Here is a 25,350-nt window from a genome sequence, read left to right as displayed (position 1 = left end):
TTATCGTTGGGAAATAAATCAGGGATAAACCAACGTAAACCACACGTCTGAACGAAGCGTCCCCGGCGTTATATTTTCCGAGACAGCCCGATAGCGGGCAGTGAAATGAAACGTCATCTCTTGCGTTATAATCGGCGCATAATGAAGCGGCAGGGCATTCGGTATAATTTGCCGTTGGCTCTCGTCAAATAACGCCAGGCCAATCCCCGAAGCCGCAGACGCATCGCCGCTGGCAAGAAAAACCTGCGGATCTTCCGCTGGCGTCACGCCCGCAAACGCAATCCCAACATGGTCATAAACATCGGAGCTGCACGACGTTAAGCGCAGTGAAAACGGTACGCTGGTAGAGGCAAAGCTTCCCGTCCCAGAGAAAGCATTGGTGCGATACTGCCCCATTTGCACCCGCATATCCTGACTGTCAGTGGCGACCGTACAGGCGCCGTTGACGAGCTGCCCCCGTAAGTGGACGCGGCCACTTTCCAGTATTACCGTATGTGAAAGCACAGGCATTACGCACAGCATTCCCGCCAGCGCCACGCCTTTCCCTATCATCTGCCGCATCCTTCATCATCCCCGGATATTGCCTCATCCATTGAGGCGAACGTCATCCTTGCGCAAATCAAAACGGCTTATTCGTACTTCATGATGAACGTCGCGTCGGCATTTGCCTGACCCGGCGTTGCGCTTGCGGCAGTGGCTTTGTAACGCGCAGAGAAACGCAGGGTGTTGGTCCCTTCTACCAGCGCCTGAGCGGTAGAGAAGGTTGCGCCATCCGGCTTCAGCGCGGTGGACGTATTGTCCAGAATTTCAATCCCAACACCGCCTGCAGTGGTACCGTTGTCTGCAGAAGTGACGGCCAGCAGGTTGTTATTGGTAATATCGGACTGGCCTGAGAAAGCAACGGCTGCGGTTGCGGCAACGTTCGGGTCACAGTCGTTCAGCACGATAGAGAACGGAATTTGTGCTGTAGTGTCACCCACTGCGGCAAAACTGGCAGTACGATACTGGCCTAACGTCACAACCTGATCAGATGACTGAGTACTGACTGCACAGGCTGCATTGACCAGTTCACCTTCAAAATGCACAGTACCGCCGCTAACGCTTACCGGATCGGCTGCAACCGCTGCACCGGCGACTAACATCAGGCTGGCAATAACAGAAGAGGTCATTAATTTACGTTTCATGGATTTCCCTTGAATTACACACATCCGGCTCCAGCATCCTGCGGGATCCGTTTGAATCATTATCGACATTAAATGTCAGGCTAATTATCTCTGCATCCTGTAAAGATATATATCGCATGAGAATTAGCTAACCTTTTACCCCAACTCTCCTGAGTATTTGATTCACTAATTATTCCTCGCGAATATGACTATTCGTCACAGCAATAAATTAAACATTTCAATTAATGAAAAATACCTGCAAATCCTTTTAATGACCCTGGCTAATTCTTAATGGGACCCAGGAAAAATCTGGGTGGGAATGAGGTAAAATCCCTCATAATTAACCGTAACAGACTGGTTTGTGGCGCATTACCCCTGAAAATACCAGGGTGATGAGTTGTTTCATTCACGTTAATTTTAATTAGCATGCTCATTAATTATCCGTAAGGCTTAAGCCTCTGTACTGACCCCATTCGCAGATCGTGACGCCCCCTGGCGCACGTAAAAATGCAAACGAAAACTGACAGCACGTCCCGCTTCTGACAAAATAGCGGCATCCCCTTCGATTTAACGTAACAGACGGAATCCTCTCTCTGATGGCAGCAAAGATTATTGACGGTAAAACGATTGCGCAGCAGGTGCGCTCTGAGGTTGCTCAAAAAGTTCAGGCGCGTTTAGCGGCTGGATTACGCGCCCCAGGCCTGGCTGTTGTGCTGGTAGGTAGCAACCCGGCTTCGCAGATTTATGTCGCGAGTAAACGCAAAGCCTGTGACGAGGTGGGGTTTGTCTCCCGCTCCTATGACCTGCCTGAAACCACCAGCGAGGCGGAGCTGCTCGAGCTGATCGATACGCTCAATGCAGATACCACCATCGACGGTATTCTGGTCCAGCTACCGTTACCTGCGGGTATCGACAACGTTAAAGTTCTCGAGCGTATTGCGCCGGATAAAGACGTTGACGGTTTCCACCCGTATAACGTTGGTCGCCTGTGCCAGCGTGCGCCGCGCCTGCGCCCGTGTACTCCGCGCGGTATTGTGACTCTGCTTGAGCGTTACAATATCGACACCTACGGTCTGAATGCGGTCGTTATTGGCGCGTCGAATATTGTTGGCCGCCCGATGAGCATGGAGCTGCTGCTGGCTGGCTGCACCACCACCGTCACCCACCGGTTCACCAAAGATCTGCGTCGCCATGTAGAGCATGCAGACCTGCTGATTGTTGCCGTCGGCAAACCTGGCTTTATTCCCGGCGAGTGGATCAAAGAAGGTGCGATTGTGATTGATGTCGGCATCAACCGTCTGGAGAATGGTAAGGTTGTTGGCGATGTGGCCTTTGAAGATGCTGCCGCACGCGCGTCATATATCACGCCGGTACCCGGCGGCGTAGGCCCAATGACGGTCGCCACACTTATCGAAAACACGCTGCAGGCGTGTGTTGAATATCATGATGTAAAGGACGTTTAAGATGGCCACATTTTCACTGGGTAAACACCCACACGTTGAACTCTGCGATTTACTGAAGCTGGAAGGCTGGAGCGAAAGCGGCGCCCAGGCAAAAATTGCTATTGGCGAAGGGTTAGTGAAGGTCGATGGTGCTGTAGAAACGCGTAAACGCTGCAAAATCGTTGCCGGACAGACCGTCAGCTTTGAAGGCCACAGCATTAACGTCGTGGCGTGATCCCAGGTGCCGGATGAGGTTAACCCCTGTCCGGCCACTTCCTCTCTCGTTTTCAGATAATGACTTCATCACCACTTCACAGTGAACTGTTAGCATGTTGTTTTTCCACACGAAGCGATCATCATGCCAACAATCGTTACCCACGCTGCCGTTCCTCTCTGTTTAGGATTAGGTCTCGGGCGTAAAGTCATCCCCCCGCAATTACTGTTTACTGGCGTCATTCTGGCTATGTTGCCGGATGCCGACGTACTGTCGTTTAAGCTTGGCGTCGCCTACGGCAACGTGTTTGGTCACCGCGGTTTTACCCATTCGCTGCTGTTCGCCTTCGTGGTGCCGCTGCTCTGCGTATGGATGGGTCGACGATGGTTCAAGGCAGGCTTAATTCGCTGCTGGCTATTCCTGACGGTTTCACTGCTGTCGCACAGCCTGTTGGATTCGGTCACTACTGGCGGCAAAGGCGTCGGCTGGCTGTGGCCGTGGTCGGATGAACGCTTCTTTGCACCGTGGCAGGTGATTAAAGTCGCCCCGTTTGCGCTATCACGCTACGCCACACCATACGGGCACCAGGTGATAATTTCGGAGTTGATATGGGTATGGCTACCGGGAGTTATGATGATGGGTGTGCTGTGGTGGTATCGGAAATATTAATTTGCCGGATACAACAAGCGTCTTATCCGACCGACATTCGTACATTGATTGCCGGACAGGGCGCGAGCCGCCATCCGGCAATCAATATCATTACTTACGGCGCCAGGTAGTGCCCTGCGGGCCATCTTCCAGCACGATACCCATCTCATTGAGACGGTCACGCGCGGCGTCAGCTGCCGCCCAGTCTTTGGCTTTACGGGCATCCAGACGCTGCTGGATTAACGCTTCAATTTCAGCAACTTCACCGTCATCCGCCTGCGCTCCGCTTTGCAGGAATGCTTCAGGCTCCTGTTCCAGCAGGCCCAGCACGCTGGAAAGCTTACGCAGATGCGAAGCCATACCGTTAGCCGCCGCCATATCTTCACCCTTAAGGCGGTTAACCTCACGCGCCATATCAAACAGCACGGAGTAGGCTTCCGGCGTATTGAAGTCATCGTCCATCGCTTCAATGAAGCGTGCTTCAAAGGCTTCGCCACCGGCTGGAGCAACGGACTTATCGGTGCCGCGCAGCGCGGTATACAGACGCTCCAGCGCAGAGCGCGCCTGCTTCAGGTTCTCTTCGCTGTAGTTTAACTGGCTACGGTAATGACCAGACATCAGGAAGTAGCGAATGGTTTCGGCGTCGTAGTATTTCAGCACGTCACGCACGGTAAAGAAGTTGCCCAACGATTTGGACATTTTCTCCCGGTCAACCATCACCATCCCGGAGTGCATCCAGTAATTAACGTATTCACCGTCATGCGCACAGGTAGATTGAGCGATTTCGTTTTCATGGTGCGGGAACATCAGATCCGAACCACCGCCATGAATATCAAAATGGTTGCCCAACTGTTTGCAGTTCATCGCCGAACATTCGATGTGCCAGCCAGGACGACCCGCGCCCCACGGAGACGGCCAGCTCGGCTCGCCTTCTTTGGACATTTTCCACAGCACGAAGTCCATCGGGTTGCGCTTCACATCAACCACATCAACGCGTGCGCCCGCCTGCAGCTGATCCAGATCCTGGCGTGACAGCTGACCATAATTCGGGTCAGTCGGCACGTCGAACATCACGTCGCCGTTATCAGCGACATAAGCGTGACCTTTGGCAATCAGCTGTTCAGTGATTTCAATAATCTCAGCGATATGGTGCGTAGCGCGCGGCTCCAGATCCGGGCGCAGAATATTCAGCGCGTCGAAATCGCTATGCATTTCCGCGATCATTCTGTCGACCAACGCCACAAAGCTCTCACCGTTTTCATTCGCGCGCTTGATGATTTTGTCATCAATATCGGTAATGTTGCGCACATATTTCAGCTTATAGCCGAGGAAGCGCAGATAGCGCGCGACAACGTCGAAAGAAACGAAGGTACGTCCGTGGCCAATATGACAGAGATCGTAAACGGTAATACCACACACGTACATGCCGACTTCCCCGGCATGAATAGGTTTGAATTCCTCTTTTTGGCGCGTCAGTGTATTAAAGATTTTTAACATCGAAGATTCCGTGTAGACGTGTGTGGATAGTAAAGTCTGTATAATACCCATAATTTAGACCGGAAGCAGCACACTTTGCGAGGTGATCGCAGCTTGCGGTTATGCTATAACACACCCCTAACTCTGACCCTTCACGGGGTCGAAGCACCAATCTATCGGAACAGGATGCAAAAATGGTTACTTTCCACACTAATCACGGCGATATCGTAATCAAAACGTTTGATGATAAAGCGCCTGAAACAGTTAAAAACTTCCTGGACTACTGCCGCGAAGGTTTTTACAACAACACCATTTTCCACCGTGTTATTAACGGTTTCATGATCCAAGGCGGCGGTTTCGAACCGGGCATGAAGCAAAAAGCCACGAAAGAAGCGATCAAAAACGAAGCGAACAACGGTCTGAAAAACACCCGTGGTACGCTGGCGATGGCGCGTACTCAGGCTCCGCACTCCGCAACCGCACAGTTCTTCATCAACGTTGCAGACAACGACTTCCTGAACTTCTCCGGCGAAAGCATGCAGGGTTGGGGTTATTGCGTGTTTGCTGAAGTTGTTGAAGGCATGGACGTGGTTGATAAAATCAAAGGCGTTTCCACTGGTCGCAGCGGTATGCACCAGGATGTGCCAAAAGAAGACGTCATCATCGAAAACGTGACCGTCAGCGAGTAATCGTGACGACACTGTTTATTGCAGATCTTCACCTCTGCACAGAAGAACCGGCGATCACCGCCGGTTTTCTGCGTTTTTTAGCCGGTGATGCGCGAAAAGCTGATGCACTGTACATTCTCGGCGACCTGTTTGAAGCCTGGATTGGCGACGACGACCCAACCCCACTGCATCATGAAATAGCCGCGGCGATAAAATCACTGGTTGATTCCGGCGTTCCCTGCTTTTTTATTCACGGCAATCGAGATTTTCTGCTCGGCAAACGTTTTGCCCGTGAAAGCGGCATGAGCTTGCTGCCTGAGAAAAAAGTACTCAACCTGTATGGCCGCAAGGTATTGATCATGCATGGCGACACTTTGTGTACCGACGATGCAGGCTATCAGGCGTTTCGCGCCAAAGTACATCAACCCTGGCTACAGAAGCTGTTCCTCTCCCTACCTCTGTTCGTTCGCCAACGTATCGCCGCGAAAATGCGCGCCAACAGCAAAGCGGCCAACAGCAGCAAGTCACTGGAGATCATGGATGTGAATCCGCAGGCCGTCATCACCGAGATGGAAAAGCATCAGGTCCAGTGGTTAATTCACGGCCACACCCACCGCCCGGCAGTCCACAAACTTACGGCCAATGAGCAACCCGCTTTCCGCGTGGTATTAGGCGCATGGCACACCGAAGGGTCGATGATCAAAGTCACGCCAGATGACGTTGAACTGATCGCATTTCCGTTTTAATTCCGCAGATATCCAGTTCCTCTTTACACAAAACTCGTTGCGATGTAGCCAACTACAGAGGCTGCCTGAAGGGTGAAGTGTAAAGCGCGCAATCGTTTTCCTTGGCGGCGAATTATGCTATTCTCTGTGGACTCAAAAGTCGAGTGTAGTGCATCACAGGAGTTTTCAGACGCATGTCTTCCCGCAATAACCCGGCGCGTGTCGCCATCGTGATGGGGTCCAAAAGCGACTGGGCTACCATGCAGTTCGCCGCCGAAATCTTCGAAATTCTGAACGTGCCGCATCATGTTGAAGTCGTCTCCGCCCACCGCACCCCTGACAAACTGTTTAGCTTCGCTGAAAGCGCAGAAGAGAACGGCTATCAGGTGATCATTGCCGGTGCGGGTGGCGCTGCGCATCTGCCGGGCATGATTGCGGCGAAAACGCTGGTGCCTGTTTTAGGCGTCCCGGTGCAAAGCGCGGCGCTGAGCGGCGTAGATAGCCTTTACTCCATCGTACAGATGCCGCGCGGTATTCCGGTCGGAACGCTGGCTATCGGCAAAGCGGGCGCGGCAAATGCGGCCCTGCTGGCAGCACAAATTCTGGCAACACACGACAAAGCATTACACCAGCGTCTGAACGACTGGCGCAAAGCACAAACCGACGAGGTGCTGGAGAATCCGGACCCGCGAGGTGCGGCATGAAGCAGGTCTGCGTACTCGGTAACGGTCAGCTAGGGCGCATGCTGCGCCAGGCCGGTGAGCCGCTGGGCATTGCGGTCTGGCCCGTCGGGCTGGATGCCGAACCAGCAGCGGTCCCTTTTCAGCAAAGCGTGATCACCGCTGAGATTGAGCGCTGGCCGGAAACGGCGCTCACCCGCGAGCTCGCGCGCCATCCGGCATTTGTCAACCGCGACGTTTTCCCAATTATTGCCGACCGTCTGACGCAAAAGCAGCTTTTTGACAAGCTCGGCCTGGCAACTGCGCCGTGGCAGTTGCTGGCGGATAAAAGCGAATGGCCTGCAGTATTCGACAAACTCGGTGAGCTGGCGATCGTGAAACGTCGCGTCGGCGGTTACGACGGTCGTGGGCAGTGGCGTTTGCGCGCAAATGAAACCGAACAACTGCCGGACGACTGCTACGGCGAGTGCATCGTTGAGCAGGGAATCAACTTCTCTGGTGAAGTCTCACTGGTTGGCGCTCGTGCGCACGACGGTAGCACCGTCTTCTATCCGCTGACCCATAACCTGCACCAGGACGGCATTCTGCGCACCAGCGTGGTCTTCCCGCAGGCTAACGCCAAACAGCAGAAACAGGCCGAAGCGATGCTCTCTGCCATCATGCAGGAGCTGGGCTATGTCGGCGTGATGGCGATGGAATGTTTCATCACCCCGGAAGGTCTGCTGATTAACGAACTGGCTCCACGCGTGCACAACAGCGGGCACTGGACGCAAAACGGTGCCAGCATCAGCCAGTTTGAGCTGCACCTGCGCGCCATTACCAACCTGCCGTTACCCACGCCGATAGTGAACACTCCTTCGGTGATGGTAAATCTGATTGGTAGCGACCTGAACTATGACTGGCTGAAGCTGCCGTTGGTGCATCTGCACTGGTATGACAAAGAGGTGCGTGAAGGGCGTAAAGTGGGACACCTGAACCTGAGCGACAGCGATACCGCGCGTCTTAGTGCGACGCTGGAAGCGCTTATCCCCCTGCTGCCGCCGGAATATGCCAGCGGTATTATCTGGGCGCAGTCAACGCTGAAATAAGCCATTAATGCCGGGGATTTGATTTTATCCTTCCCCGGCCCCTCCTCTGGCGCGTAAAATCCCCTCCATTGCTGTTTTTGTATTTTCAGGATCACACATGAACGATGGAACGGACTATCGCGCAATTTTGCTCGCTGGTACGCCTATAATCGATGTACGCGCCCCCGTCGAATTTCTGCAAGGCGCAATGCCGGGCGCAATCAACCTTCCCCTGATGAACGATGACGAACGTGCCGCCGTGGGTACCTGTTATAAACGTCAGGGACCCGAGGCAGCCCTCACGCTCGGCCATCAACTGGTCTGCGGCGAGACTCGCCAACAACGTATGAAGGCCTGGCTGGATGCCTGTCGTCAAAATCCTGCGGGTTATTTATGCTGCGCGCGCGGCGGTCAGCGTTCGCACATTGTGCAGCAGTGGCTGCACGAGTCCGGGATTGACTACCCGCTGATACACGGCGGCTACAAAGCCCTGCGTCAGGCGGCGATTCAGCTGACTGAAGAATTAGTGCAAAAGCCGATCGTCTTAATTGGCGGCTGTACCGGGAACGGTAAAACGCAGCTGGTGCAACAGCAGTCGAACGGCGTGGATCTCGAAGGTCTGGCGCACCATCGCGGTTCCTCGTTTGGTCGCACCGTTGAACCGCAGCTGAGTCAGGCGAGTTTTGAAAACCTGCTGGCGGTCGAAATGCTCAGAACCGACAGCCGTCAGGATCTGCGTCTGTGGGTACTGGAAGATGAAGGCCGCATGATCGGGGCTAATCATCTTCCTGAGTGCCTGCGTGAACGCATGACCCAGGCATCTATTGCAGTGGTGGACGATCCTTTTGAGCGTCGTCTGGAGCGACTGCGTGAAGAGTATTTCGTGCGGATGCACCACGATTTTACCCATGCTTATGGCGAGAGTCAGGGCTGGCAGGAGTATAGCGAGTATCTGCACCACGGCCTGTTTGCCATTCGCCGCCGTCTGGGTTTACAACGTTTTGCCGAGCTGACCGCCCTGCTCGACGTGGCTCTGCGCGAACAGCAAGCGACGGGCAGTACCGACGCCCATATGGGCTGGCTGGTGCCGTTGCTCAACGAGTATTACGACCCGATGTATCGTTATCAACTGGAAAAGAAAGCCGCGAAAATCGTCTTTCGCGGCACATGGCAGGACGTTGCCGACTGGCTTAACGCACAGTGATCAGTGTCTGTCGCGCTTATCCGCGCGTTTCGCCAGCCAGTCGCCCAGCACCTGAACGACCTGCACCAGAATAATCAGCGCCACCACGGTGACGATCATGACCTGGGTTTCATAGCGGTAATAACCAAAGCGAATCGCCAGGTCGCCTACCCCACCGCCGCCAACGATTCCGGCCATCGCGGAGTAACCGATCAGACTCACCAGCGTTATCGTCAACCCACGCAGCAGACCCGCGCTCGCTTCAGGTAACAGAACGGTGCAGATGATGCGCATCGGGCTGGCGCCAAAGGCTTCCGCCGCTTCAATAATGCCTTTATCGACTTCGCGCAGTGCGCTGTCGACCAGACGGGCATAAAAAGCGATTGCCGCCACCGAGAGCGGGACCGACGCCGCAATCGGCCCAATGGTATTTCCGAGTAAAAACTGTGTGAGCGGCAGCAGCAGCACCAGCAGGATCACAAACGGCACCGAACGGATGATATTCACCAGCACGGAGCTGAGCAGATACACAAAACGGTTTTGCCAGAATAAATGCCGGTCGGTGACGAAAATAAGAAAACCGAGCGGCAGACCGCCAATAATCGCCAGCACCGTAGAGATGCTCAGCATCTGAAAGGTTTCATTAAACGCCAGCGTCAAATCAGGCAATAAATCATCCACGAATCACCTCCACCTGTGCCGTGCGTTGACGAATATGCTCCACGGCGACATCCACCGCAGAAGGGTTATGCGGCGCGGTCAGTTGCACCACCAGAATTCCCAGCGCACGCTCGCCGATATATTCAATTTTGCCGTGCAGAATGTTCACCGCCACACCAAATTTAACCGCGACTTCAGACAACACCGGCTGTTCCGCCGAATCGCCGATGAACAGAATTTTCAGCAACTGACCAGGTAAATGCTGGCGCAAGCGTTCGGGTAGCGTCAGATTGAGGGTATGCGACACCAGTTGCTGCGTGAAAGCGTGCTGCGGGTGAGCAAAAACGTCAAACACCTCACCGGACTCCACCACCTTGCCGCCGGACATCACCGCCACACGATCGCAAATCGATTTGATCACGTTCATCTCGTGAGTGATCAGCACGATCGTGATCCCCAGTTGTTGGTTGATCTGCTTAAGCAATGCCAGAATAGTGGCCGACGTTTCCAGATCCAGCGCAGAGGTCGGTTCATCACACAGCAGCACATCCGGGTGATTGGCAATCGCACGGGCAATACCAACGCGCTGCTTTTGCCCGCCGCTGAGCTGCACAGGAAAGCGGTTCGCCTTGTCAGACAGCCCCACCAGCGTCAGGATTTCGCTGACGCGTGGGCCAATTTTACTGCGCTCCCATCCGGCAGCCTTCAGGCTGAAAGCGACGTTTTGCGCCACGGTACGGGTATGCATCAGATTAAAATGCTGAAAAATCATCCCAATACGCTGACGGGCTTTACGTAGTTGCGCCCCTTCCAGCGCGGAAATTTCTACGCCGTTAACCTTTACGCTTCCCAGGCTTGGTCGCGTTAAGGCGTTCAGGGTGCGCAGCAGCGTACTTTTCCCCGCGCCGCTGGTCCCGACAATGCCAAATATCTCGCCTGCGCCTATGCGCAAGCTGACGTCATCAACCGCCCGGGTTGATGGTCCACGGCCTGCGCTAAAATCCACGCAAACCTTTTCTATCTCAATCATAGCCACCTCAGAAATGCGAAAAGGGCAGTCGCCGCTGCCCCTGTTAACCTTGTGCGCAGCGATTATTGGGCTGCCGACATCCATTCCGGTTTCTGGAAGGCGCTGTAGATATTTTGCGGATCGTCGATCACCGCGCGATACGCCGGAGATTTCACCGCCGCCACAATATCTTTCGCGAACGGTTTATCCGCATCTTCACTGCGTACCGCTATGATATTTTTCAGATTTTCATCAAGATGCTCTTGCTTGATGGCGCTGGCGAGATCCAGTTTCGCCGCCACGGCAAAGTTACCGTTGACCAGCGCGCCGGTCACACCGTCCAGGGTACGCGGCAGTTGTGCCGCTTCCAGCGGTTTAAACACCAGCCCTTTCGGGTTGCTAGCGATATCGCGCTCAGAGGCTTTAGTCGGATCGATAGTGTCTTTGATGGTAATAAGGTCAATAGACTGCAGGAAACGCAGACCGCGAGCCAGATTGGTTGGATCATTGGAAAGCGTGATCACATCCCCTTTTTTTAACTCATCCAGGCTTTTGATTTTATGTGAGTAAAAACCCATCCCGGCCGTCGGGACCACAATCAGCTTGCTCAGCTTCAGTCCTTTATCAGCGGTGAATTTGTCAAAGTAGAGCGAGTGCTGAAACAAGTTGGCATCAATACTGCCGTTGGAAAGCGCCATGTTCGGCTGCACGTAGTCGCTGAATTCGCGCACCACTACCTTATAGCCTTTCTCTTTCAGCGTAGGGGCAATGGCCTGTTTCACCATATCGCCGTACGGCCCAGGTGCGACGCCAAACACGATGGTATGCGGGTCACTGTTCGCATGAGCAAGTTGTAATCCACAGGCCAGTAACAGCGCTCCGGTCGCGACGCGTAAACTCTGACGCAATCCCATAATTTCTCCATTTTAACGTTGTGGTGTCATGTCTCACGCCGTTCTTGCGGCGTTGTTCTTGTTGGCCTGTTAACAGGCTGATTGTTAACATGACACAGATCACAACCTGCTGTCCTTGAAATTATTTCATGATGTTGCGGGATATGTCGTTGAATGTACGCTGAAGGTACTAATGTGTTTTTCAGCTAAGGATAGTAAAAAACCGGATAACCTTCTGGTTACCCGGTTTTGGAAGGGAAATTGACTTAGAAGTCGTAACGCAGACGAACCAGGTTCATATCACCCAGATTGTCGGTGCTGGAGGTGAAGACGTGTTCGTAATCCACACGGAAACCGTAGTCCAGCTGGAAGCTGATACCCACACCATTGTCGGTACGCAGGTAGTTACGACCATTCACGTATTCAATACGGTCGCCCATAACGTAGGGTTGAACGGATTTCAGCGCATACTGACCAACCGGGAAGGTGTAACCCGCGAAGTATTCCAGACCCCAGGCATCACCGGCAAAGTAATCGTTAACAGAGACTTTTTTGGTGGTCATGAAGTTTTGATACCAACCGCCGCCCATCGAGAAGGTCCAGTTGTCCGGTTTCCAGCTCAGCGCGGTACCGACGATGTTTTGATCGTAGGTTTTGCTGGTGTCGCCACGCATTTCCGCGCGGGTGTAGTTCCACGCCGTACCCCAGGTCAGGTCATCGGTGATGTGATAATCCACACCCAGCGAGCCACCGCCTTTACGCTTGTAGCGCAGACCGTTGTTCGGGTTGTAATCATCACTGAACAGATAAGACGCGTAGAGATCAACATCGCCAACCGTTTTCTTATACTTCAGTGATTTACGCGTACGATAGGAACCGTCATAGTCGCCATTGATACCGTTACCTGGTGCCTGACCGATCATGTCGTAGTCCCAGATATCCGTTTTCGCACCAACCACATCATAGTAAATGCTGTTCTGTTGACCGAAGGTCAGCGTACCCCAGGTCGCGCTCTTCAGACCGGTGTACAACATACGACGCGTGGTATCGTTGGCGCCGTTAGCATAGTGATTATCCCAGTTGAACATTGCCGGGAAGTTTACGCCCAGCTCGTAATAACTCACCCAACTGATGTCATCAAACAGATAGTAATCAGCGGCGAAGCGGAAACGCGTCCCGCCGTCGAAACCATTACGTTTGTAGCCATTCTTACCATCATCACCGGCCATATTCTGGAACTGCGGACGAATACTCCCGCCAACGGTGAAGTTAAGACGGCTCAGCGGGTTGCCCGCCTGTGGATCTTGTTTCAGGACCGTGATTTCCGCCTGGGAGGCGAACGTCGTTATTGCCACTGCTGCGCCGATCGATACCGCCAGCGCCGTTTTTTTTATAGTCATTATTTGTACCTTGATAGATAGCCTGCCAATTATTCAGCATACAAATATTAACGTTTATTAATACACTCGTGTTGTCGGGTTTTTATTGTTCTGTGCTGTTAAATATCAATGAGTTATCAATTTGTGCTACATAGATAAAAAACGCACCGATTTAAAAAACCGGTGCGTAATCATCACGAATATGAATTAACTACTGAATTGACGGAACAGCGCTTTGCCTTTTAGCAAACGTGAACCGAGCCATCCGCCGCATAACGAGAGCAACAATGCCCCACAAAGCGGCAACACGACCCACAGTCGCCAGTCTGGCTCCCACGGAAAATCAAACACTCGGGTTTGCAGCACCGCCAGTGCGGTTTCCGCACCGATGGCAGCCACCAGTCCGGCGACCATCCCGAGCATGGCGAACTCGCACCATAACGTGGTACGCAATAGCTTCTTACCCGCGCCCAGCGTGCGCCAGACCACCAGTTCCTGATGACGCTGACGCATTCCGACCTGGACCTGCGCCAATAGCAGCAACATACCGCAAGCGGTAACCAGCACCACCATCACCTCCAGTGCCCGGCTCACCTGCTCCAGCACCTGGCTCACCTGTTTGAGGATTGCGCCAATATCCAGCAGGCTGATAGTCGGGAATTCGCGGTTAAGCTGCGTCAGCATGCCGTTGCCGTTCTCCCAGCGAAAGCTGGTTAACCAGCTTTGCGGCTGAGCGTCCAGCGCGCCGGAGGGAAAGATAAAGAAGAAGTTGGGGCGCAGGCTTTCCCAGTCCACTTTGCGCAGACTGCTGACCGTGGCGCTGAAATCCTGGGTATCGCCCATAAAGGTCACCCGATCGCCAAGTTTGACGTTCAGCCGTTTCGCCAGCCCCTCTTCCATCGAGACTTCGCCCGCTTTTGGCGGCCAGCTTCCGGCAACGATCGGGTTATGATCCGGTCGGGTATCCTGCCAGGTCAGATTAAGCTCACGGTTCAGCGCCTCATCGTGATTGCCTTCGGTCGGCTTCTCATTGATCGCCGTCAGACGCGCCCGCACAATCGGATAGAACGATTCCGGGATCACCTGATGCTCAGCCAGGAAAGCCTTGAGTGGAACCACCTGTTCGGTGGCAATGTTGATGAGAAAATAGTTCGGGCTTTCCGGCGGCATTTGCTGCTGCCAGCGGTCGAGCAGGTCGCCACGCAGTACCAGCAGCAGCGCCAGCAACATAAAGGAAAGCGAAAATGCCGACAGCTGACTGAGCGTTGACCACGGCTGGCGCAACAACCGACTGACCGCTAAACGCAGCGGCAGCGAGGTGAGCGTCAGGCCACGCAGCACGTTGAGCAGCATCCAGCCGAGCACCCCGCACAAAAGCGCCAGCACTACCGCTCCGGCCAGCACGGCCCACAGCAGCGGACTTCCGCCCATCAGTCCGGCGAGCAGGGCAATCACGACTATCAATACCACCGGCAAATAAAACTTCAGCGGCCAGACGTTTGCCACCACGTCACGGCGCAGTACCCGCAGTGGCTGAGTCGCCAGCAGCAAACGGTAAGGGCGTAACCCCACCAGCAGAGAAATGACCGTCATGGTGCCTAATGCCCATAGCCACGGCCAGGGACTGGCAGGCGGCAGTTCGCCGGGCAGTACCGGCTTAAGTAATACCACCAGCACGCGTTCAAACAACAGCCCGAATAACCCTCCGGTCACGCCAGACAGCGCCAGCACCATCAGCCATTGACCAACAATCAGCCTGCGCAACTGTGCTCTGCCCGCGCCAAGGGTTTTCAGAATAGCCACCAGATCGTAACGACTGCGGCAGTAATGGCTCATCGCCACGGCAACCGCAGCGACCGCCAGCAGCAGGGTTAGCAGCGCCGACAGCAGCAGGAACTGTTGCGAACGCTCCAGTGATTTCCCCAGCGCCCCTTCATCCTGCTCCAGCCCATACCAGCGCTGTTCAGGCTTTAACTGCGGGAGCAGCCATTTTTCATAGGCTTCCAGTTGCTGCGGTGTCCCGCCAAATTTATAGCGCCAGGTCACCCGGCTCCCCGGCTGGACCGCCGCCGTTTTTTCGACATCCGCCATGTTCATCATCAGGCGCGGCGCTATCTGGAACGGATTAAAACCGGCGTCCGGCTCCTGCACCACTTCTCCGGCGATGCGCAGCGTGGCATCGCCAACATCGATGGAATCACCGATTTTTAAGTTCAGCAACGCCATCAGACGCGGAGCCAGCAGCACCGAGCCAGGCTGAGGTTTCAGTCCCGGCGGATTGGTTTGCAACGTGCCATACATCGGATACACATCATCCACCGCTTTGACGTTCGCCAACTGCGGTGTATCCCGGGCAAAGGTCATAGTGGCAAAGGTCAGCTGTTCGCCCACTTTCAGGCCACGCTGTCGCGCCTCGTCAATCCACGCTTTCGGCACGGTACGCGAACTTTGTAGCGACCGATCTCCCGCCATAAACTCACGGCTTTGCTGGCTCAGCCCCTTTTCCATACGATCGCTGATATTGCCCAGCGCCAGCACGCAGGCCACGGCCAGGCTCAGCGCCAGCCAGACAATCAGTAATGAAGGCGAGCGCCATTCGCGCCAGAACCAGCGTGCAATCATGCCTCCTCCTGCAACTGTCCGTTCACCAGGCGTAAACGCCGATCGCAACGCGCCGCCAGTTGAGAATCATGGGTCACCAGAATCAGGGTGGTGCCATGTTCCCGGTTCAGAGAAAACAGCAGGTCGGCGATTTTGTCTCCGGTCTGGCGGTCCAGATTGCCCGTCGGTTCATCGGCAAACAGCACGTCAGGACGACCGTTAAACGCCCGCGCCAGCGCCACGCGCTGCTGCTCCCCGCCGGAAAGCTGGGCCGGAAGATGATCAAGACGTTTTCCCAGCCCCAGTTGCTCCAGCAACGTTTTTGCCCCGTCGCGACTTTTTCCGCTGTTTTCGCCGCGCAACAACGCGGGCAACTCGACGTTTTCCAGCGCGTTAAGGGTCGGAATTAACATGAATGACTGGAAGACAAAACCCACGTGTCGCGCCCGCAACTGTGCCCGGGCTTCTTCATCCATGGTGTGCAGCGCCTGCCCCACCAGGCTGACTTCACCGCTGGTGCCATCGTCCAGCCCGGCGAGGATCGCCAGCAGTGTGGATTTTCCTGAACCCGACTCGCCAATCAGCGCAATGGTCTCGGCGCGTTTGACAACCAGTTCAACTCCGGTAAGGATGGATAGCTCATGATCACCCTGACCGACGGATTTCTTAAGATGATGAACTTCAACAATGTTTTCCGCTGGCATTGGCCTTTCCTGTTCCTGGTCCTGTTAACTTTCCGCGCCGCCGCAGCGGACACGTTATTAATTCTGGGTGACAGCCTGAGCGCCGGATACCGTATGTCCGCCAGCGCCGCGTGGCCTGCGCTACTTAATGATAAATGGCAAACCAAAACGCCGGTGGTGAATGCCAGTATTAGCGGCGACACCTCGCAGCAGGGGCTGGCCCGTCTGCCTGCACTACTGAAGCAGCACCAGCCGCGCTGGGTGCTGGTCGAACTTGGCGGCAACGACGGTCTGCGCGGTTTTTCGCCTGCGCAAACCGAACAAACCCTGCGCACGATTCTGCAGGATGTGAAAGCAGCAAATGCCGAACCGCTGCTGATGCAAATTCGTCTGCCGGCAAACTACGGTCGCCGTTATAATGAAAGCTTTAGCGCGATTTATCCAAAACTCGCCAAAGAGTTTGATATACCTCTGCTGCCCTTTTTTATGGAAGAGGTTTATCTGAAACCCCAGTGGATGCAGGATGATGGTATTCATCCTAACCGTGACGCCCAGCCGTTTATTGCCGACTGGATGGCGCAACATCTCACTCCTCTAGTAAATCACGACTCGTAAAACAACGGAGATCCTGACAGGTAAAGTTATGCAAAAATCGGTCTTAATAACAGGATGTTCCAGCGGAATCGGTCTGGAAAGCGCGCTTGAGCTAAAGCGCCAGGGTTTTCAAATTCTGGCAGGCTGTCGCAAACCTGACGATGTGGCGCGTATGAACAGCATGGGATTCACCGGCATATTGCTGGATCTGGATTCACCCGAGAGCGTAGATCGCGCGGCTGATGAGGTGATCGCCCTGACCGATAATCGTTTGTATGGGATCTTTAACAACGCCGGATACGGCGTCTATGGCCCACTGCCCACCATCAGCCGCGAGCAGATGGAACAGCAGTTTTCCGCCAACTTCTTCGGCGCACATCAGCTTACCATGCGCCTGTTACCCGCCATGCTACCCCACGGCGAAGGACGAATTGTGATGACCTCGTCGGTAATGGGATTGATCTCAACGCCGGGGCGCGGGGCCTATGCCGCCAGCAAATATGCGCTGGAAGCCTGGTCCGACGCGCTGCGTATGGAGCTGCGCCACAGCGGGATTAAGGTCAGCCTGATTGAGCCTGGCCCTATTCGCACCCGCTTTACCGAAAACGTCAACCAGACCCAGAGCGATGCTCCCGTGGAAAACCCCGGAATTGCCGCGCGTTTTACGCTGGGGCCACAAGCGGTTGTCGCCAAAGTGCGTCATGCGTTTGAGAGCGACAAACCCAAGCTGCGTTATCCGGTTACGCTGGTGACCTGGGCAGTTATGCTACTGAAGCGCCTGTTGCCAGGCCGCATAATGGACAAAATTTTACACGGTTGAGTTGAAGCACGCGCGTCAGCCCCCATGTAACAAGAAATCGACAAAAGAGAGTAACTCCATGTCCACACAGAATATTGTTAACATTAACGAATCGAACCTCCAGCAGACCCTTGAACAGTCGATGACCACGCCGGTCCTGTTCTATTTTTGGTCTGAGCGCAGCCAGCATTGTCTGCAATTAACGCCGGTACTGGAGAGCCTTGTTGCTCAGTACAACGGTCAGTTTATTCTCGCCAAGTTAGACTGCGACGCCGAGCAGATGATCGCCTCCCAGTTTGGTCTGCGCGCGATCCCCACGGTTTATCTGTTCCAGAACGGTCAGCCGGTAGATGGATTCCAGGGCCCGCAGCCGGAAGAAGTTATTCGCGCGCTGCTGGAGAAAGTGTTGCCGAGCGAGGAAGAGCTGAAAGCGCGCCAGGCGATCGAGTTCATCGAAGCCGGCAATCACGCTGATGCGCTGCCGCTGCTGAAAGAAGCCTGGCAGATCTCCAATCAGAGCAGCGAAATTGGCCTGCTGCTGGCGGAAACGCAAATCGCCCTGAACCGTTCTGACGAAGCCGAAGCGGTACTGAAAACTATCCCGTTGCAGGATCAGGACACCCGTTATCAGGGCCTGGTGGCACAGATCGAACTGCTGAAGCAGGCGGCTGATACGCCTGAAATCCAACAGTTGCAGCAGCAGGTCGCCAGCAATCCACAGGATGCGGCGCTGGCAACTCAACTGGCCATTCAGTTACACCAGGTTGGACGTAACGAGGAATCGCTGGAATTGCTGTTCAGTCACCTGAAGAAAGATCTCACTGCAGCCGACGGTCAGGCGCGTAAAACCTTCCAGGAGATCCTTGCCGCACTGGGCACCGGCGATGCGCTGGCCTCGAAATACCGCCGCCAGCTGTACGCGCTGTTGTACTAATCCGCTGCATTTGCCTGATGGCGCTTGCGCTAATCGGGCCTACAATCTCCCCGTAGGCCCGCGCCATCCGGCACTCCATTAGTTTTTTTTCAAATGCGTCACCACCAGTTGGTGACGTGAATTATAGAACTTCCGATAGGTCAGGTAGCAGGCGATAATGGTTGACAGACTGGCGGTCGAAAGCAGCATAAACGTCACCATAATCTGATACTTAATCGCTTTTACCGGATCAATACCTGCAAAGATCAACCCGGACATCATCCCCGGTAAACTCACCAGTCCCACGGTCTTCGCTGAATCGATCGTCGGGATCAGCGAAGCGCGAATACTGTCGCGAATCAGCGGCGCGGAGGCCACTTTCGGCGTCGCACCGAGGCTGAGTTTTTCCTGAATTTGCTGCTGTTCGCTGTTAAACCGCTGCCCCAGATTGTTGTAACACAGCCCTACCGCAACCATCGCATTGCCTGCAATCATGCCGGAAATTGGGATCACCTGCATTGGGGTAAACTCGATAGAGCCTGAAAGAACCAGCACCGCCAGCGTTAACCCCGCCCCCACCGTGATGGCGATAAATGACGAGAGAAAAGCTTTATCAATATATTTACTGCGCTTTTGCGCGTTATAGGCCGCGTTGAAACAGATAAACAGCACCATCAATAAGGTCAGAATGCTGTGGTTAACGCCGAAAATATATTTCAGCACATAACCAACGATAATAAGCTGAACCACCGCCCGGCAAACGCTCCAGAGAATATCTTTTTCCAGCGCCAGTTTTTCTTTGTTGCTGATCAGTATCGCGACCACCACCAGCATCATCGCTAACGCCAGTGATTCATTGGTAATATTATGCTCGTTCATTGCTTACTTCCTGCATTTCCCCGGCGTGCGGTTGAAGGGTTATGACATTATCCGCATGATTAATTTCATCTTTGTCGTGCGTCACCCACAGCACAGCAATATTCTTATCGCGAACATAGTGGTGAATTAATTCGTTCACATTCCGTTTATTGGCTTCATCCAGCGCGCTGGTAATTTCATCAAGCAGCAGGATTTTTGGCAGAAACTGTAAATTACGAATTAACGAGACGCGTTGCTTTTCGCCGCCAGACAGCTCATTGATGTTTTTTTTGAGGATCGTTTCGGGTAGCTCAAAACGGGCCAGATCGGCAAGAAACACATCCGGATCCGGACGTTTATCGCGGATTTGCCAGGGGAAAATGAGGTTGTCGTAAACGGTGTCACCAAACAACGCGGGCGTTTGCGCACAATAAGAGACCTGCTGGCGATATGTTTCAGGCTTAAGAGTGTTTATCTCCTTGCCCTCAAAGAGAATTTCACCGGCAGTCGGGCTAATTAATGACGCCACTATCTTGAGTAACGTACTTTTACCGCAACCAGACTGGCCGGTAATCAGCTTAAATTCTCCGGCCCGGAGATCAAAACAGATGTTATTGAGAACCTGCGTCGCCCCTGCCTGCCATGCGACATTTTTTAACTGAAGCAGAATGCTGCTTTCTTCCATTACCAATCCCTTTTTTACCTCTTTCGTGCAGACAGTCTATCCCTGTAATTTATTATAGGGGAGCCCGCCCTGATAAATCGGGTATAATTTGACTAATGAGGCAGTAAAGGACAACACAACAGGAGGTTTCATCAATGCTCATTTTTATTCCTATTCTCATTTTTGTCGCGCTGGTCATCGTCGGTGCTGGCGTCAAAATCGTCCCGCAGGGATATCAGTGGACGGTCGAGCGTTTTGGCCGTTACACCAAAACCCTGCAACCGGGTTTAAACCTTGTTGTACCGTTCATGGACCGCATCGGTCGTAAGATCAACATGATGGAACAGGTGCTTGATATCCCCTCTCAGGAAGTCATCTCCAAAGACAACGCCAACGTCGCGATCGACGCCGTCTGCTTTATTCAGGTGATCGACGCGCCAAAAGCGGCTTATGAGGTCAGCAACCTGGAACTGGCGATCATCAACCTGACCATGACCAACATTCGTACCGTTCTCGGCTCGATGGAACTCGATGAAATGCTCTCCCAGCGTGACAACATCAACACGCGCCTGCTGCATATCGTTGATGAGGCCACGAATCCCTGGGGCATTAAAATCACCCGTATTGAAATCCGCGATGTACGTCCACCGGCGGAACTTATCGACGCCATGAACGCGCAGATGAAAGCCGAACGTACCAAGCGTGCCTATATTCTTGAAGCGGAAGGGATCCGTCAGGCAGAAATCGTCAAGGCCGAAGGTGAGAAACAGTCGAAAATCCTCAAAGCGGAAGGTGAACGCCAGTCGGCATTTTTACAGGCTGAAGCGCGTGAACGTTCCGCAGAAGCCGAGGCCCGCGCGACGCAGATGGTTTCGGAGGCCATTGCCGCCGGGGATATTCAGGCCGTGAACTACTTCGTGGCGCAGAAATACACCGAAGCGCTGCAGCACATCGGTTCGTCGAATAACAGCAAAGTGGTGATGATGCCGCTGGATGCCAGCAGCCTGATGGGGTCCATTGCCGGGATCGCCGAACTGGTGAAAGACAGCGCCAGCGAACGGAAAAAATCATGATAGCGATGATTCTGGTGCACCCGCACATCTTCTGGCTCAGCCTCGGCGGTCTGCTACTCGCCGCCGAGATGCTGGGCGGTAACGGCTATCTGCTGTGGAGCGGCGTGGCGGCGGTGATTACCGGCCTGGTGGTGTGGCTTATCCCGCTTGACTGGGCGTGGCAGGGGGCGATGTTCGCCGTACTCACCCTGCTGGCGGCCTGGCTGTGGTGGAAGTGGCTGGCAAGGCGTGTACAAGATCAGAAACCCGCCGACAGCCATCTTAACCAGCGCGGGCAACAGTTGGTTGGCCGTCGATTTATTCTGGAAACTGCCCTGGTCAATGGCCGCGGACATATGCGCGTCGGCGACAGCTCATGGCCCGTCAGCGCCCGCGACGATTTGAGCGCCGGAACGCAGGTTGAAGTCATTGCCGTTGAGGGAATTATCCTGATTATTACAGCGGTATCACACTAAAAAGACAGGAAATAAGACTATGGTCAGGAAGACACCCCTTGCCTTTGCCCTTTGCTCATTATTGGTCGCCGCCCCGCAGGTATTCGCCTCTTTCGATATGGAAGACTGCAAATGGAGCGACGACAGCTGCCTGCTGAAAGGCACGCCCACCTTCAACCCGGAAAACGACAGCCGCGATAACCTGCTGCGGCTGCTGAGCCAGGAGAAATCATTTGCTCTGCCGGTGCAGTCGATGCCGGCGGACATCACCCGCTCCCGCGATTTCTATTTTGCGTATCATCCGCAGTGGGATGACATTGCCCCGCAGCCAGCCGCAGCGCAGGTATCTGCCGAAGACAGCCCCCTGTCCCGACAGATAGCCGAACTGAACATTAGCGCAGACGAAATAAACGTCAACGACGCTGAGCTTGAGAACCGTCATGTTTCGAATAATACCGCGAGCGTCAGCGCATTTTTTGCCGCACTGCTGGCCGACTCAGCGTTAACGGCAAATCAGCGTCAGGCCCTGGCCCAGGCGCGCACAGGACTGTTATCCGGGGCAACCCGCGAGCAGATTGAGTCATCGCTTGCCACTCTCCCGGCAGATTCTCCAGCTCAGTCCTACAAAAGCTATCTGGCAGCGGCCGCCAGTTTTTATGCCGGTGATTATGCCAGCGCCGAACAGGATTTCGCTCAGCTAGCCAAAAGCGATCGTCCGTGGCTGGCTGAGACCGCGCAATACATGCTGATACGTGCGGCGTTGAACAAAAGCAGCCAGAACAGCGTGGGCGAGTACGGCGATTTTGATATCACAAAAATTAACCGGGAGGACGCTTCTCAGGCTCAGACGCTGGCGCAAGCCTATCTGCAACACTACCCGCAAGGCCTGTACGCCGCTTCCTCGCACGGTATGCTACGTCGTATCAACTGGTATTTACAGGCGTGGCCGCAATTGGCGGGGTTGTATGAGCAGACGCTTCAGCAATCGGCTGACGCACAGCAACTGCGTGAGATCGTCATCGAATACGATAATGTCTACGGCATGGCGTTCTACGAACAGTCCGTGGTGGAGGCTTTCCCCGATGCGCCGCTTGTCAGCTATATCGAACTGCTGCGCGCGTTGCGCCTGAATAACAACAACAAACCAACGCTGACGCAGGCCCAGCTTGACGCCAGCAAACCGGTGTTTGAGCAGAGCCAAAAACTGCCGCTATGGCGCGATCTGCAGCTGAATCTGTGGCTGGCAACGGGCAACTACGCGGCGATTATTTCGGCAGTTACCCCGGCGCAGAAACTTCCGGCCCACGATACGCTGGCCTTCAGCGAACAGGTGCTGTACGGCGAAGCGCTGATGGGCCAGCAGAAATGGACCACGGCACGTGATTTCTGGCAGACATTGCTGAAGCTCAGCCTGGACAACGAACAGCAGCAGTATGTGCAGGCTAAGCTAGCCGCGACGCTGGTTTATAGCGGCGACGTGGCGGCAATTTTCGCCCCGGAAAGCGCAGTAACTAACCTGCGCTTTCGCTCGCAGGTGCTGAAAACCCAGGCCACGCCTGAACTACTGCGCCAGCAAGCCGTCCACGGTCCTAATAACGAAGAGCGTACCATCGCCCTGCATACGCTGCTGGTGCGGGATCTCACTGAGCATCGCTTTGACGACTGGCTGAATGACAGAAAACTGGCCAGCGCCATTACGCCGCCGGTCATTGGCGAAGCGTTTGATGACGTTAATCTGAGTATTTTCGACTGGAACGGCGACTCTGCCGAGAGCGGTTATACCTGTCGCAGCCTCAATGAAACGGTAACGGTTCTGAGCAAACAAGCGCATGATGCCCACGCCCTGAACTGCTTAGGCGAATTTTTCCGCACTACGCAAACCCACGTTGATTTATGGAAAAACAGTTCCGGCAACGATGTGCTTGAATCAGCAATCTCGCGCAAGAAACCGTTCGGCCAGTTCGACAGGCAAAGCTACTACCAGCAGGTGATCACATCGCCAAAAGCAGAGGTTGAAGATAAGAGCTTTGCGCTGTATCGCGCCATCATGTGCTATGCGCCGTCAGGCTCTAACGAGTGCGGCGGTGAGGAAGTGGATAAACTACAGCGTAAAGGCTGGTTCACCCAACTGAAAACGCAGTATCCGGGAAGTCCGTGGGCGCAAAAACTCAAATACTACTGGTAACTGCGCTACTGCTCGGCCAGGCACAGGCGGCGGAGATCGTCGCCGCCCGTGAACATCCGGCCTTCTGGCTATGGTCCGGAGTGAAGGCCAGTGACGAGCTGAAAAACGCACAAACAGTCTATCTGCATCAGGGCGAAGTCCTGGTTCGTTCAGGTAACGTGGTGTTCCAGCGTCTAGGACTGCCGGTTAATCGCCTGACTTTCCCCTCTATCTGGTTGACCGTGCGCTTTACCACACTCGACGTACCGGAGGAGATCCCGGCGCGCATCATACGCTTGATGCAACGCTGGCAGGCGGCCGGAAATCACGTCATCGGCCTGCAGGTTGATTTTGACGCGGCGACCCATCAGCTTGCCGATTACGCCTACTTTCTGCAGCAGTTACGCCAACGGCTACCGAACGAGTTTGCACTTGGCGTAACCGGACTACTGGATTGGGCAAAAACGGGCGACGTCGCCACGCTGAACGCGCTGGCGGTCGATGAACTGGTGGTCCAGAGCTATCAGGGACGTCACACGGTACCGAATTATCAGGCGTATCTGCCCGCCCTCAGTCGTCTGCGCATTCCATTTAAGCTGGGGCTGGTACAAAACGGTAGCCGGGACCCGCAGGCTGAAGCACAGCTTGAGAAATCACCGTGGTACCGCGGCACGGTGGTGTTTATGCTTAATCCGCCACTTCGTTAAGCCTTCGCTTTATGGTGGCAGCAGCCGGAGAGATTATCAATAATCGGGCATTCGGCGCTGTCATCGCCAGGGCAACTCTCCGCCAGCGCCAACAAATGCAAGCGCATAGCCTGCAGCTCGCTGATATGGCGCTCAATGTCCGCCACCTTTTCTAACGTACGCTTTTTCACATCTGCGCTGTGACGCGCCGGATCGTTAAACAGGTTCACCAACTCGCCGCACTCTTCCAGGTTAAAACCAACCTGTCGTGCCTGTCGTAACAGCGTAAGCTCATTCAGATGCTGTTGGTTGTATGTGCGATAGCCATTTTCGCTACGCAGCGGCGGCGTCACTAACCCCTTTTCTTCGTAAAAGCGTATCGCTTTGCTGGTTAAACCGGTTTTTTTCGCAACATCGCTAATATTCACATTTCCCCCGCTGATCTTGTTGGTACTGAGCCACATTATAGCCCACATTGCCGTAATCCTTTACCCAAGAACCCCGCGCATCTTCCACCATCACAGCGATACACAAATCCTTTTAATTCACATTGTTATATCCGATTCAGATCACATTTCAGCATTTATTGACCACGCAAAATTGACTCAAATCAAAAGATGTATCGGTTCTACACCTTTCATCTTGAACAAAGGGAAACAATTTTATATACAAAC

The 25,350-nt window shown here is 54.2% G+C and carries 27 protein-coding genes; 15 read left to right on the top strand and 12 right to left on the bottom strand.

The window, feature by feature from the left end; genetic code table 11:
* Positions 1-18: 18 nt before the first annotated feature.
* Positions 19-552 carry a type 1 fimbrial protein subunit FimI gene (gene fimI, locus OGV75_RS10955; protein ID WP_115190862.1) on the bottom strand — a complete coding sequence of 178 codons (534 nt, stop codon included), beginning with the start codon at positions 550-552 and terminating at the stop codon, positions 19-21.
* A 77-nt stretch (positions 553-629) separates the two neighbouring features.
* A complete protein-coding gene (gene fimA / locus OGV75_RS10950; protein ID WP_032946983.1) occupies positions 630-1,184 on the bottom strand; it encodes a type 1 fimbrial major subunit FimA in 555 nt (184 codons plus the stop codon).
* Between the two features lie 575 nt (positions 1,185-1,759).
* On the opposite strand from fimA, the gene folD reads away from it, so the two are divergent.
* From folD to OGV75_RS10935, 3 genes are all read left to right on the top strand, one after another.
* Complete coding sequence (gene folD, locus OGV75_RS10945; RefSeq protein WP_131380847.1) at positions 1,760-2,626, top strand: bifunctional methylenetetrahydrofolate dehydrogenase/methenyltetrahydrofolate cyclohydrolase FolD; 867 nt, start codon at positions 1,760-1,762, stop codon at positions 2,624-2,626.
* A gap of 1 nt (position 2,627) precedes the next feature.
* Entirely contained in the window at positions 2,628-2,840 is a 213-nt protein-coding gene (gene ybcJ, locus OGV75_RS10940; protein WP_016152124.1) for a ribosome-associated protein YbcJ, read from the top strand.
* A 123-nt stretch (positions 2,841-2,963) separates the two neighbouring features.
* Entirely contained in the window at positions 2,964-3,488 is a 525-nt protein-coding gene (locus OGV75_RS10935; RefSeq protein ID WP_046276061.1) for a metal-dependent hydrolase, read from the top strand.
* Positions 3,489-3,578: 90 nt separating this feature from the next.
* Here the strand turns inward: OGV75_RS10935 and cysS are convergent, their stop codons facing one another.
* Positions 3,579-4,964 (bottom strand): cysteine--tRNA ligase, encoded by a 1,386-nt coding sequence (gene cysS, locus OGV75_RS10930; RefSeq protein ID WP_006685638.1) that lies wholly within the window; start codon positions 4,962-4,964, stop codon positions 3,579-3,581.
* 173 nt (positions 4,965-5,137) lie between these two features.
* Here cysS and ppiB point away from each other — a divergent pair, with 173 nt between their 5' ends.
* The 5 genes from ppiB (at position 5,138) to mnmH (ending at position 9,287) form a co-directional block, all read left to right on the top strand.
* Positions 5,138-5,632: a peptidylprolyl isomerase B gene (gene ppiB / locus OGV75_RS10925; protein WP_003021875.1), complete on the top strand. Its 495-nt coding sequence runs from the start codon at positions 5,138-5,140 to the stop codon at positions 5,630-5,632.
* A gap of 2 nt (positions 5,633-5,634) precedes the next feature.
* Positions 5,635-6,357: a UDP-2,3-diacylglucosamine diphosphatase gene (gene lpxH / locus OGV75_RS10920; protein ID WP_019076200.1), complete on the top strand. Its 723-nt coding sequence runs from the start codon at positions 5,635-5,637 to the stop codon at positions 6,355-6,357.
* A 173-nt stretch (positions 6,358-6,530) separates the two neighbouring features.
* Complete coding sequence (gene purE, locus OGV75_RS10915; RefSeq protein WP_016152120.1) at positions 6,531-7,040, top strand: 5-(carboxyamino)imidazole ribonucleotide mutase; 510 nt, start codon at positions 6,531-6,533, stop codon at positions 7,038-7,040.
* Complete coding sequence (purK, locus tag OGV75_RS10910) at positions 7,037-8,104, top strand: 5-(carboxyamino)imidazole ribonucleotide synthase (RefSeq protein ID WP_049042611.1); 1,068 nt, start codon at positions 7,037-7,039, stop codon at positions 8,102-8,104. Before purE ends, purK begins: the two co-directional genes overlap by 4 nt.
* A 97-nt stretch (positions 8,105-8,201) precedes the next feature.
* Positions 8,202-9,287 (top strand): tRNA 2-selenouridine(34) synthase MnmH, encoded by a 1,086-nt coding sequence (gene mnmH, locus OGV75_RS10905; protein ID WP_286480650.1) that lies wholly within the window; start codon positions 8,202-8,204, stop codon positions 9,285-9,287.
* Here mnmH and OGV75_RS10900 read toward each other — a convergent pair whose 3' ends face one another.
* The 6 genes from OGV75_RS10900 to ybbA all read right to left on the bottom strand — a co-directional run bounded on the left by OGV75_RS10900 (position 9,288) and on the right by ybbA (position 16,512).
* A complete protein-coding gene (locus OGV75_RS10900) occupies positions 9,288-9,947 on the bottom strand; it encodes a methionine ABC transporter permease (protein WP_003831085.1) in 660 nt (219 codons plus the stop codon).
* Positions 9,940-10,956 (bottom strand): virulence-associated ABC transporter ATP-binding protein SfbB, encoded by a 1,017-nt coding sequence (gene sfbB, locus OGV75_RS10895; protein ID WP_046276103.1) that lies wholly within the window; start codon positions 10,954-10,956, stop codon positions 9,940-9,942. The genes OGV75_RS10900 and sfbB overlap by 8 nt, the downstream gene beginning before the upstream one ends.
* 62 nt (positions 10,957-11,018) lie before the next feature.
* A complete protein-coding gene (locus OGV75_RS10890; protein ID WP_016155899.1) occupies positions 11,019-11,849 on the bottom strand; it encodes a MetQ/NlpA family ABC transporter substrate-binding protein in 831 nt (276 codons plus the stop codon).
* 245 nt (positions 11,850-12,094) lie between these two features.
* Positions 12,095-13,228, bottom strand: a complete 1,134-nt coding sequence (locus OGV75_RS10885) for a porin (RefSeq protein ID WP_053389383.1) — start codon at positions 13,226-13,228, stop codon at positions 12,095-12,097.
* Between the two features lie 186 nt (positions 13,229-13,414).
* On the bottom strand, positions 13,415-15,829 hold the full coding sequence (ybbP, locus tag OGV75_RS10880; protein WP_088583123.1) for a putative ABC transporter permease subunit YbbP: 2,415 nt from the start codon (positions 15,827-15,829) through the stop codon (positions 13,415-13,417).
* Positions 15,826-16,512, bottom strand: coding sequence for a putative ABC transporter ATP-binding protein YbbA (gene ybbA / locus OGV75_RS10875; protein ID WP_016152113.1), 687 nt, complete (start codon positions 16,510-16,512; stop codon positions 15,826-15,828). Before ybbA ends, ybbP begins: the two co-directional genes overlap by 4 nt.
* Between ybbA and tesA the strand changes: the two genes are divergently transcribed.
* The 3 genes from tesA to OGV75_RS10860 are packed head-to-tail and all read left to right on the top strand — an operon-like array spanning position 16,483 to position 18,818.
* Positions 16,483-17,106, top strand: a complete 624-nt coding sequence (tesA, locus tag OGV75_RS10870; protein ID WP_047418383.1) for a multifunctional acyl-CoA thioesterase I/protease I/lysophospholipase L1 — start codon at positions 16,483-16,485, stop codon at positions 17,104-17,106. The genes ybbA and tesA overlap by 30 nt on opposite strands.
* Before the next feature lie 28 nt (positions 17,107-17,134).
* Positions 17,135-17,905: an SDR family oxidoreductase gene (locus tag OGV75_RS10865; RefSeq protein ID WP_019076196.1), complete on the top strand. Its 771-nt coding sequence runs from the start codon at positions 17,135-17,137 to the stop codon at positions 17,903-17,905.
* Positions 17,906-17,963: 58 nt separating this feature from the next.
* On the top strand, positions 17,964-18,818 hold the full coding sequence (locus OGV75_RS10860; protein ID WP_016152110.1) for a co-chaperone YbbN: 855 nt from the start codon (positions 17,964-17,966) through the stop codon (positions 18,816-18,818).
* Between the two features lie 78 nt (positions 18,819-18,896).
* Here the strand turns inward: OGV75_RS10860 and fetB are convergent, their stop codons facing one another.
* Both fetB and fetA read right to left on the bottom strand, forming a co-directional pair.
* Positions 18,897-19,676 (bottom strand): iron efflux ABC transporter permease subunit FetB, encoded by a 780-nt coding sequence (gene fetB / locus OGV75_RS10855; RefSeq protein ID WP_142417672.1) that lies wholly within the window; start codon positions 19,674-19,676, stop codon positions 18,897-18,899.
* The gene (fetA, locus tag OGV75_RS10850; protein ID WP_053389382.1) at positions 19,663-20,340 is read right to left on the bottom strand and encodes an iron efflux ABC transporter ATP-binding subunit FetA; all 678 of its coding nucleotides are present in this window, start codon (positions 20,338-20,340) and stop codon (positions 19,663-19,665) included. Before fetA ends, fetB begins: the two co-directional genes overlap by 14 nt.
* A gap of 134 nt (positions 20,341-20,474) precedes the next feature.
* Between fetA and OGV75_RS10845 the strand changes: the two genes are divergently transcribed.
* Genes OGV75_RS10845 through OGV75_RS10830 form a run of 4 tightly spaced genes read left to right on the top strand, consistent with a single transcriptional unit; the run spans position 20,475 to position 24,697 of the window.
* Positions 20,475-21,392 carry an SPFH domain-containing protein gene (locus OGV75_RS10845; RefSeq protein ID WP_016152106.1) on the top strand — a complete coding sequence of 306 codons (918 nt, stop codon included), beginning with the start codon at positions 20,475-20,477 and terminating at the stop codon, positions 21,390-21,392.
* Positions 21,389-21,847 carry an NfeD family protein gene (locus OGV75_RS10840; RefSeq protein WP_286480649.1) on the top strand — a complete coding sequence of 153 codons (459 nt, stop codon included), beginning with the start codon at positions 21,389-21,391 and terminating at the stop codon, positions 21,845-21,847. Before OGV75_RS10845 ends, OGV75_RS10840 begins: the two co-directional genes overlap by 4 nt.
* Before the next feature lie 19 nt (positions 21,848-21,866).
* Complete coding sequence (locus OGV75_RS10835) at positions 21,867-24,011, top strand: PA5441 family protein (protein ID WP_286480647.1); 2,145 nt, start codon at positions 21,867-21,869, stop codon at positions 24,009-24,011.
* Positions 23,981-24,697: a DUF3142 domain-containing protein gene (locus OGV75_RS10830; RefSeq protein ID WP_286480646.1), complete on the top strand. Its 717-nt coding sequence runs from the start codon at positions 23,981-23,983 to the stop codon at positions 24,695-24,697. Before OGV75_RS10835 ends, OGV75_RS10830 begins: the two co-directional genes overlap by 31 nt.
* On the opposite strand, the gene cueR is transcribed toward OGV75_RS10830, so the two are convergent.
* Positions 24,694-25,104, bottom strand: a complete 411-nt coding sequence (gene cueR / locus OGV75_RS10825; protein WP_029139441.1) for a Cu(I)-responsive transcriptional regulator — start codon at positions 25,102-25,104, stop codon at positions 24,694-24,696. The genes OGV75_RS10830 and cueR overlap by 4 nt on opposite strands.
* Positions 25,105-25,350 lie beyond the last annotated feature (246 nt).

Source organism: Citrobacter sp. Cb028 (assembly GCF_030336705.1).
GTDB lineage: Bacteria > Pseudomonadota > Gammaproteobacteria > Enterobacterales > Enterobacteriaceae > Citrobacter > Citrobacter braakii.
This window is presented reverse-complemented; position numbering and strand designations above follow the sequence as displayed.

What these genes read in the sequence shown, in the direction of transcription:
- OGV75_RS10835 (WP_286480647.1), top strand. Translation starts at nt 21,867, where the DNA reads ATGGTCAGGAAGACACCCCTTGCCTTTGCCCTTTGCTCATTATTGGTC.
- OGV75_RS10885 (WP_053389383.1), bottom strand. Translation starts at nt 13,228, where the DNA reads ATGACTATAAAAAAAACGGCGCTGGCGGTATCGATCGGCGCAGCAGTG.
- ybbA (WP_016152113.1), bottom strand. Translation starts at nt 16,512, where the DNA reads ATGCCAGCGGAAAACATTGTTGAAGTTCATCATCTTAAGAAATCCGTC.
- fimA (WP_032946983.1), bottom strand. Translation starts at nt 1,184, where the DNA reads ATGAAACGTAAATTAATGACCTCTTCTGTTATTGCCAGCCTGATGTTA.
- purK (WP_049042611.1), top strand. Translation starts at nt 7,037, where the DNA reads ATGAAGCAGGTCTGCGTACTCGGTAACGGTCAGCTAGGGCGCATGCTG.
- OGV75_RS10840 (WP_286480649.1), top strand. Translation starts at nt 21,389, where the DNA reads ATGATAGCGATGATTCTGGTGCACCCGCACATCTTCTGGCTCAGCCTC.
- ppiB (WP_003021875.1), top strand. Translation starts at nt 5,138, where the DNA reads ATGGTTACTTTCCACACTAATCACGGCGATATCGTAATCAAAACGTTT.
- tesA (WP_047418383.1), top strand. Translation starts at nt 16,483, where the DNA reads ATGAACTTCAACAATGTTTTCCGCTGGCATTGGCCTTTCCTGTTCCTG.
- cysS (WP_006685638.1), bottom strand. Translation starts at nt 4,964, where the DNA reads ATGTTAAAAATCTTTAATACACTGACGCGCCAAAAAGAGGAATTCAAA.
- fetB (WP_142417672.1), bottom strand. Translation starts at nt 19,676, where the DNA reads ATGAACGAGCATAATATTACCAATGAATCACTGGCGTTAGCGATGATG.
- folD (WP_131380847.1), top strand. Translation starts at nt 1,760, where the DNA reads ATGGCAGCAAAGATTATTGACGGTAAAACGATTGCGCAGCAGGTGCGC.
- ybbP (WP_088583123.1), bottom strand. Translation starts at nt 15,829, where the DNA reads ATGATTGCACGCTGGTTCTGGCGCGAATGGCGCTCGCCTTCATTACTG.
- OGV75_RS10845 (WP_016152106.1), top strand. Translation starts at nt 20,475, where the DNA reads ATGCTCATTTTTATTCCTATTCTCATTTTTGTCGCGCTGGTCATCGTC.
- sfbB (WP_046276103.1), bottom strand. Translation starts at nt 10,956, where the DNA reads ATGATTGAGATAGAAAAGGTTTGCGTGGATTTTAGCGCAGGCCGTGGA.
- OGV75_RS10890 (WP_016155899.1), bottom strand. Translation starts at nt 11,849, where the DNA reads ATGGGATTGCGTCAGAGTTTACGCGTCGCGACCGGAGCGCTGTTACTG.
- fetA (WP_053389382.1), bottom strand. Translation starts at nt 20,340, where the DNA reads ATGGAAGAAAGCAGCATTCTGCTTCAGTTAAAAAATGTCGCATGGCAG.
- OGV75_RS10865 (WP_019076196.1), top strand. Translation starts at nt 17,135, where the DNA reads ATGCAAAAATCGGTCTTAATAACAGGATGTTCCAGCGGAATCGGTCTG.
- purE (WP_016152120.1), top strand. Translation starts at nt 6,531, where the DNA reads ATGTCTTCCCGCAATAACCCGGCGCGTGTCGCCATCGTGATGGGGTCC.
- ybcJ (WP_016152124.1), top strand. Translation starts at nt 2,628, where the DNA reads ATGGCCACATTTTCACTGGGTAAACACCCACACGTTGAACTCTGCGAT.
- OGV75_RS10935 (WP_046276061.1), top strand. Translation starts at nt 2,964, where the DNA reads ATGCCAACAATCGTTACCCACGCTGCCGTTCCTCTCTGTTTAGGATTA.
- fimI (WP_115190862.1), bottom strand. Translation starts at nt 552, where the DNA reads ATGATAGGGAAAGGCGTGGCGCTGGCGGGAATGCTGTGCGTAATGCCT.
- mnmH (WP_286480650.1), top strand. Translation starts at nt 8,202, where the DNA reads ATGAACGATGGAACGGACTATCGCGCAATTTTGCTCGCTGGTACGCCT.
- OGV75_RS10860 (WP_016152110.1), top strand. Translation starts at nt 17,964, where the DNA reads ATGTCCACACAGAATATTGTTAACATTAACGAATCGAACCTCCAGCAG.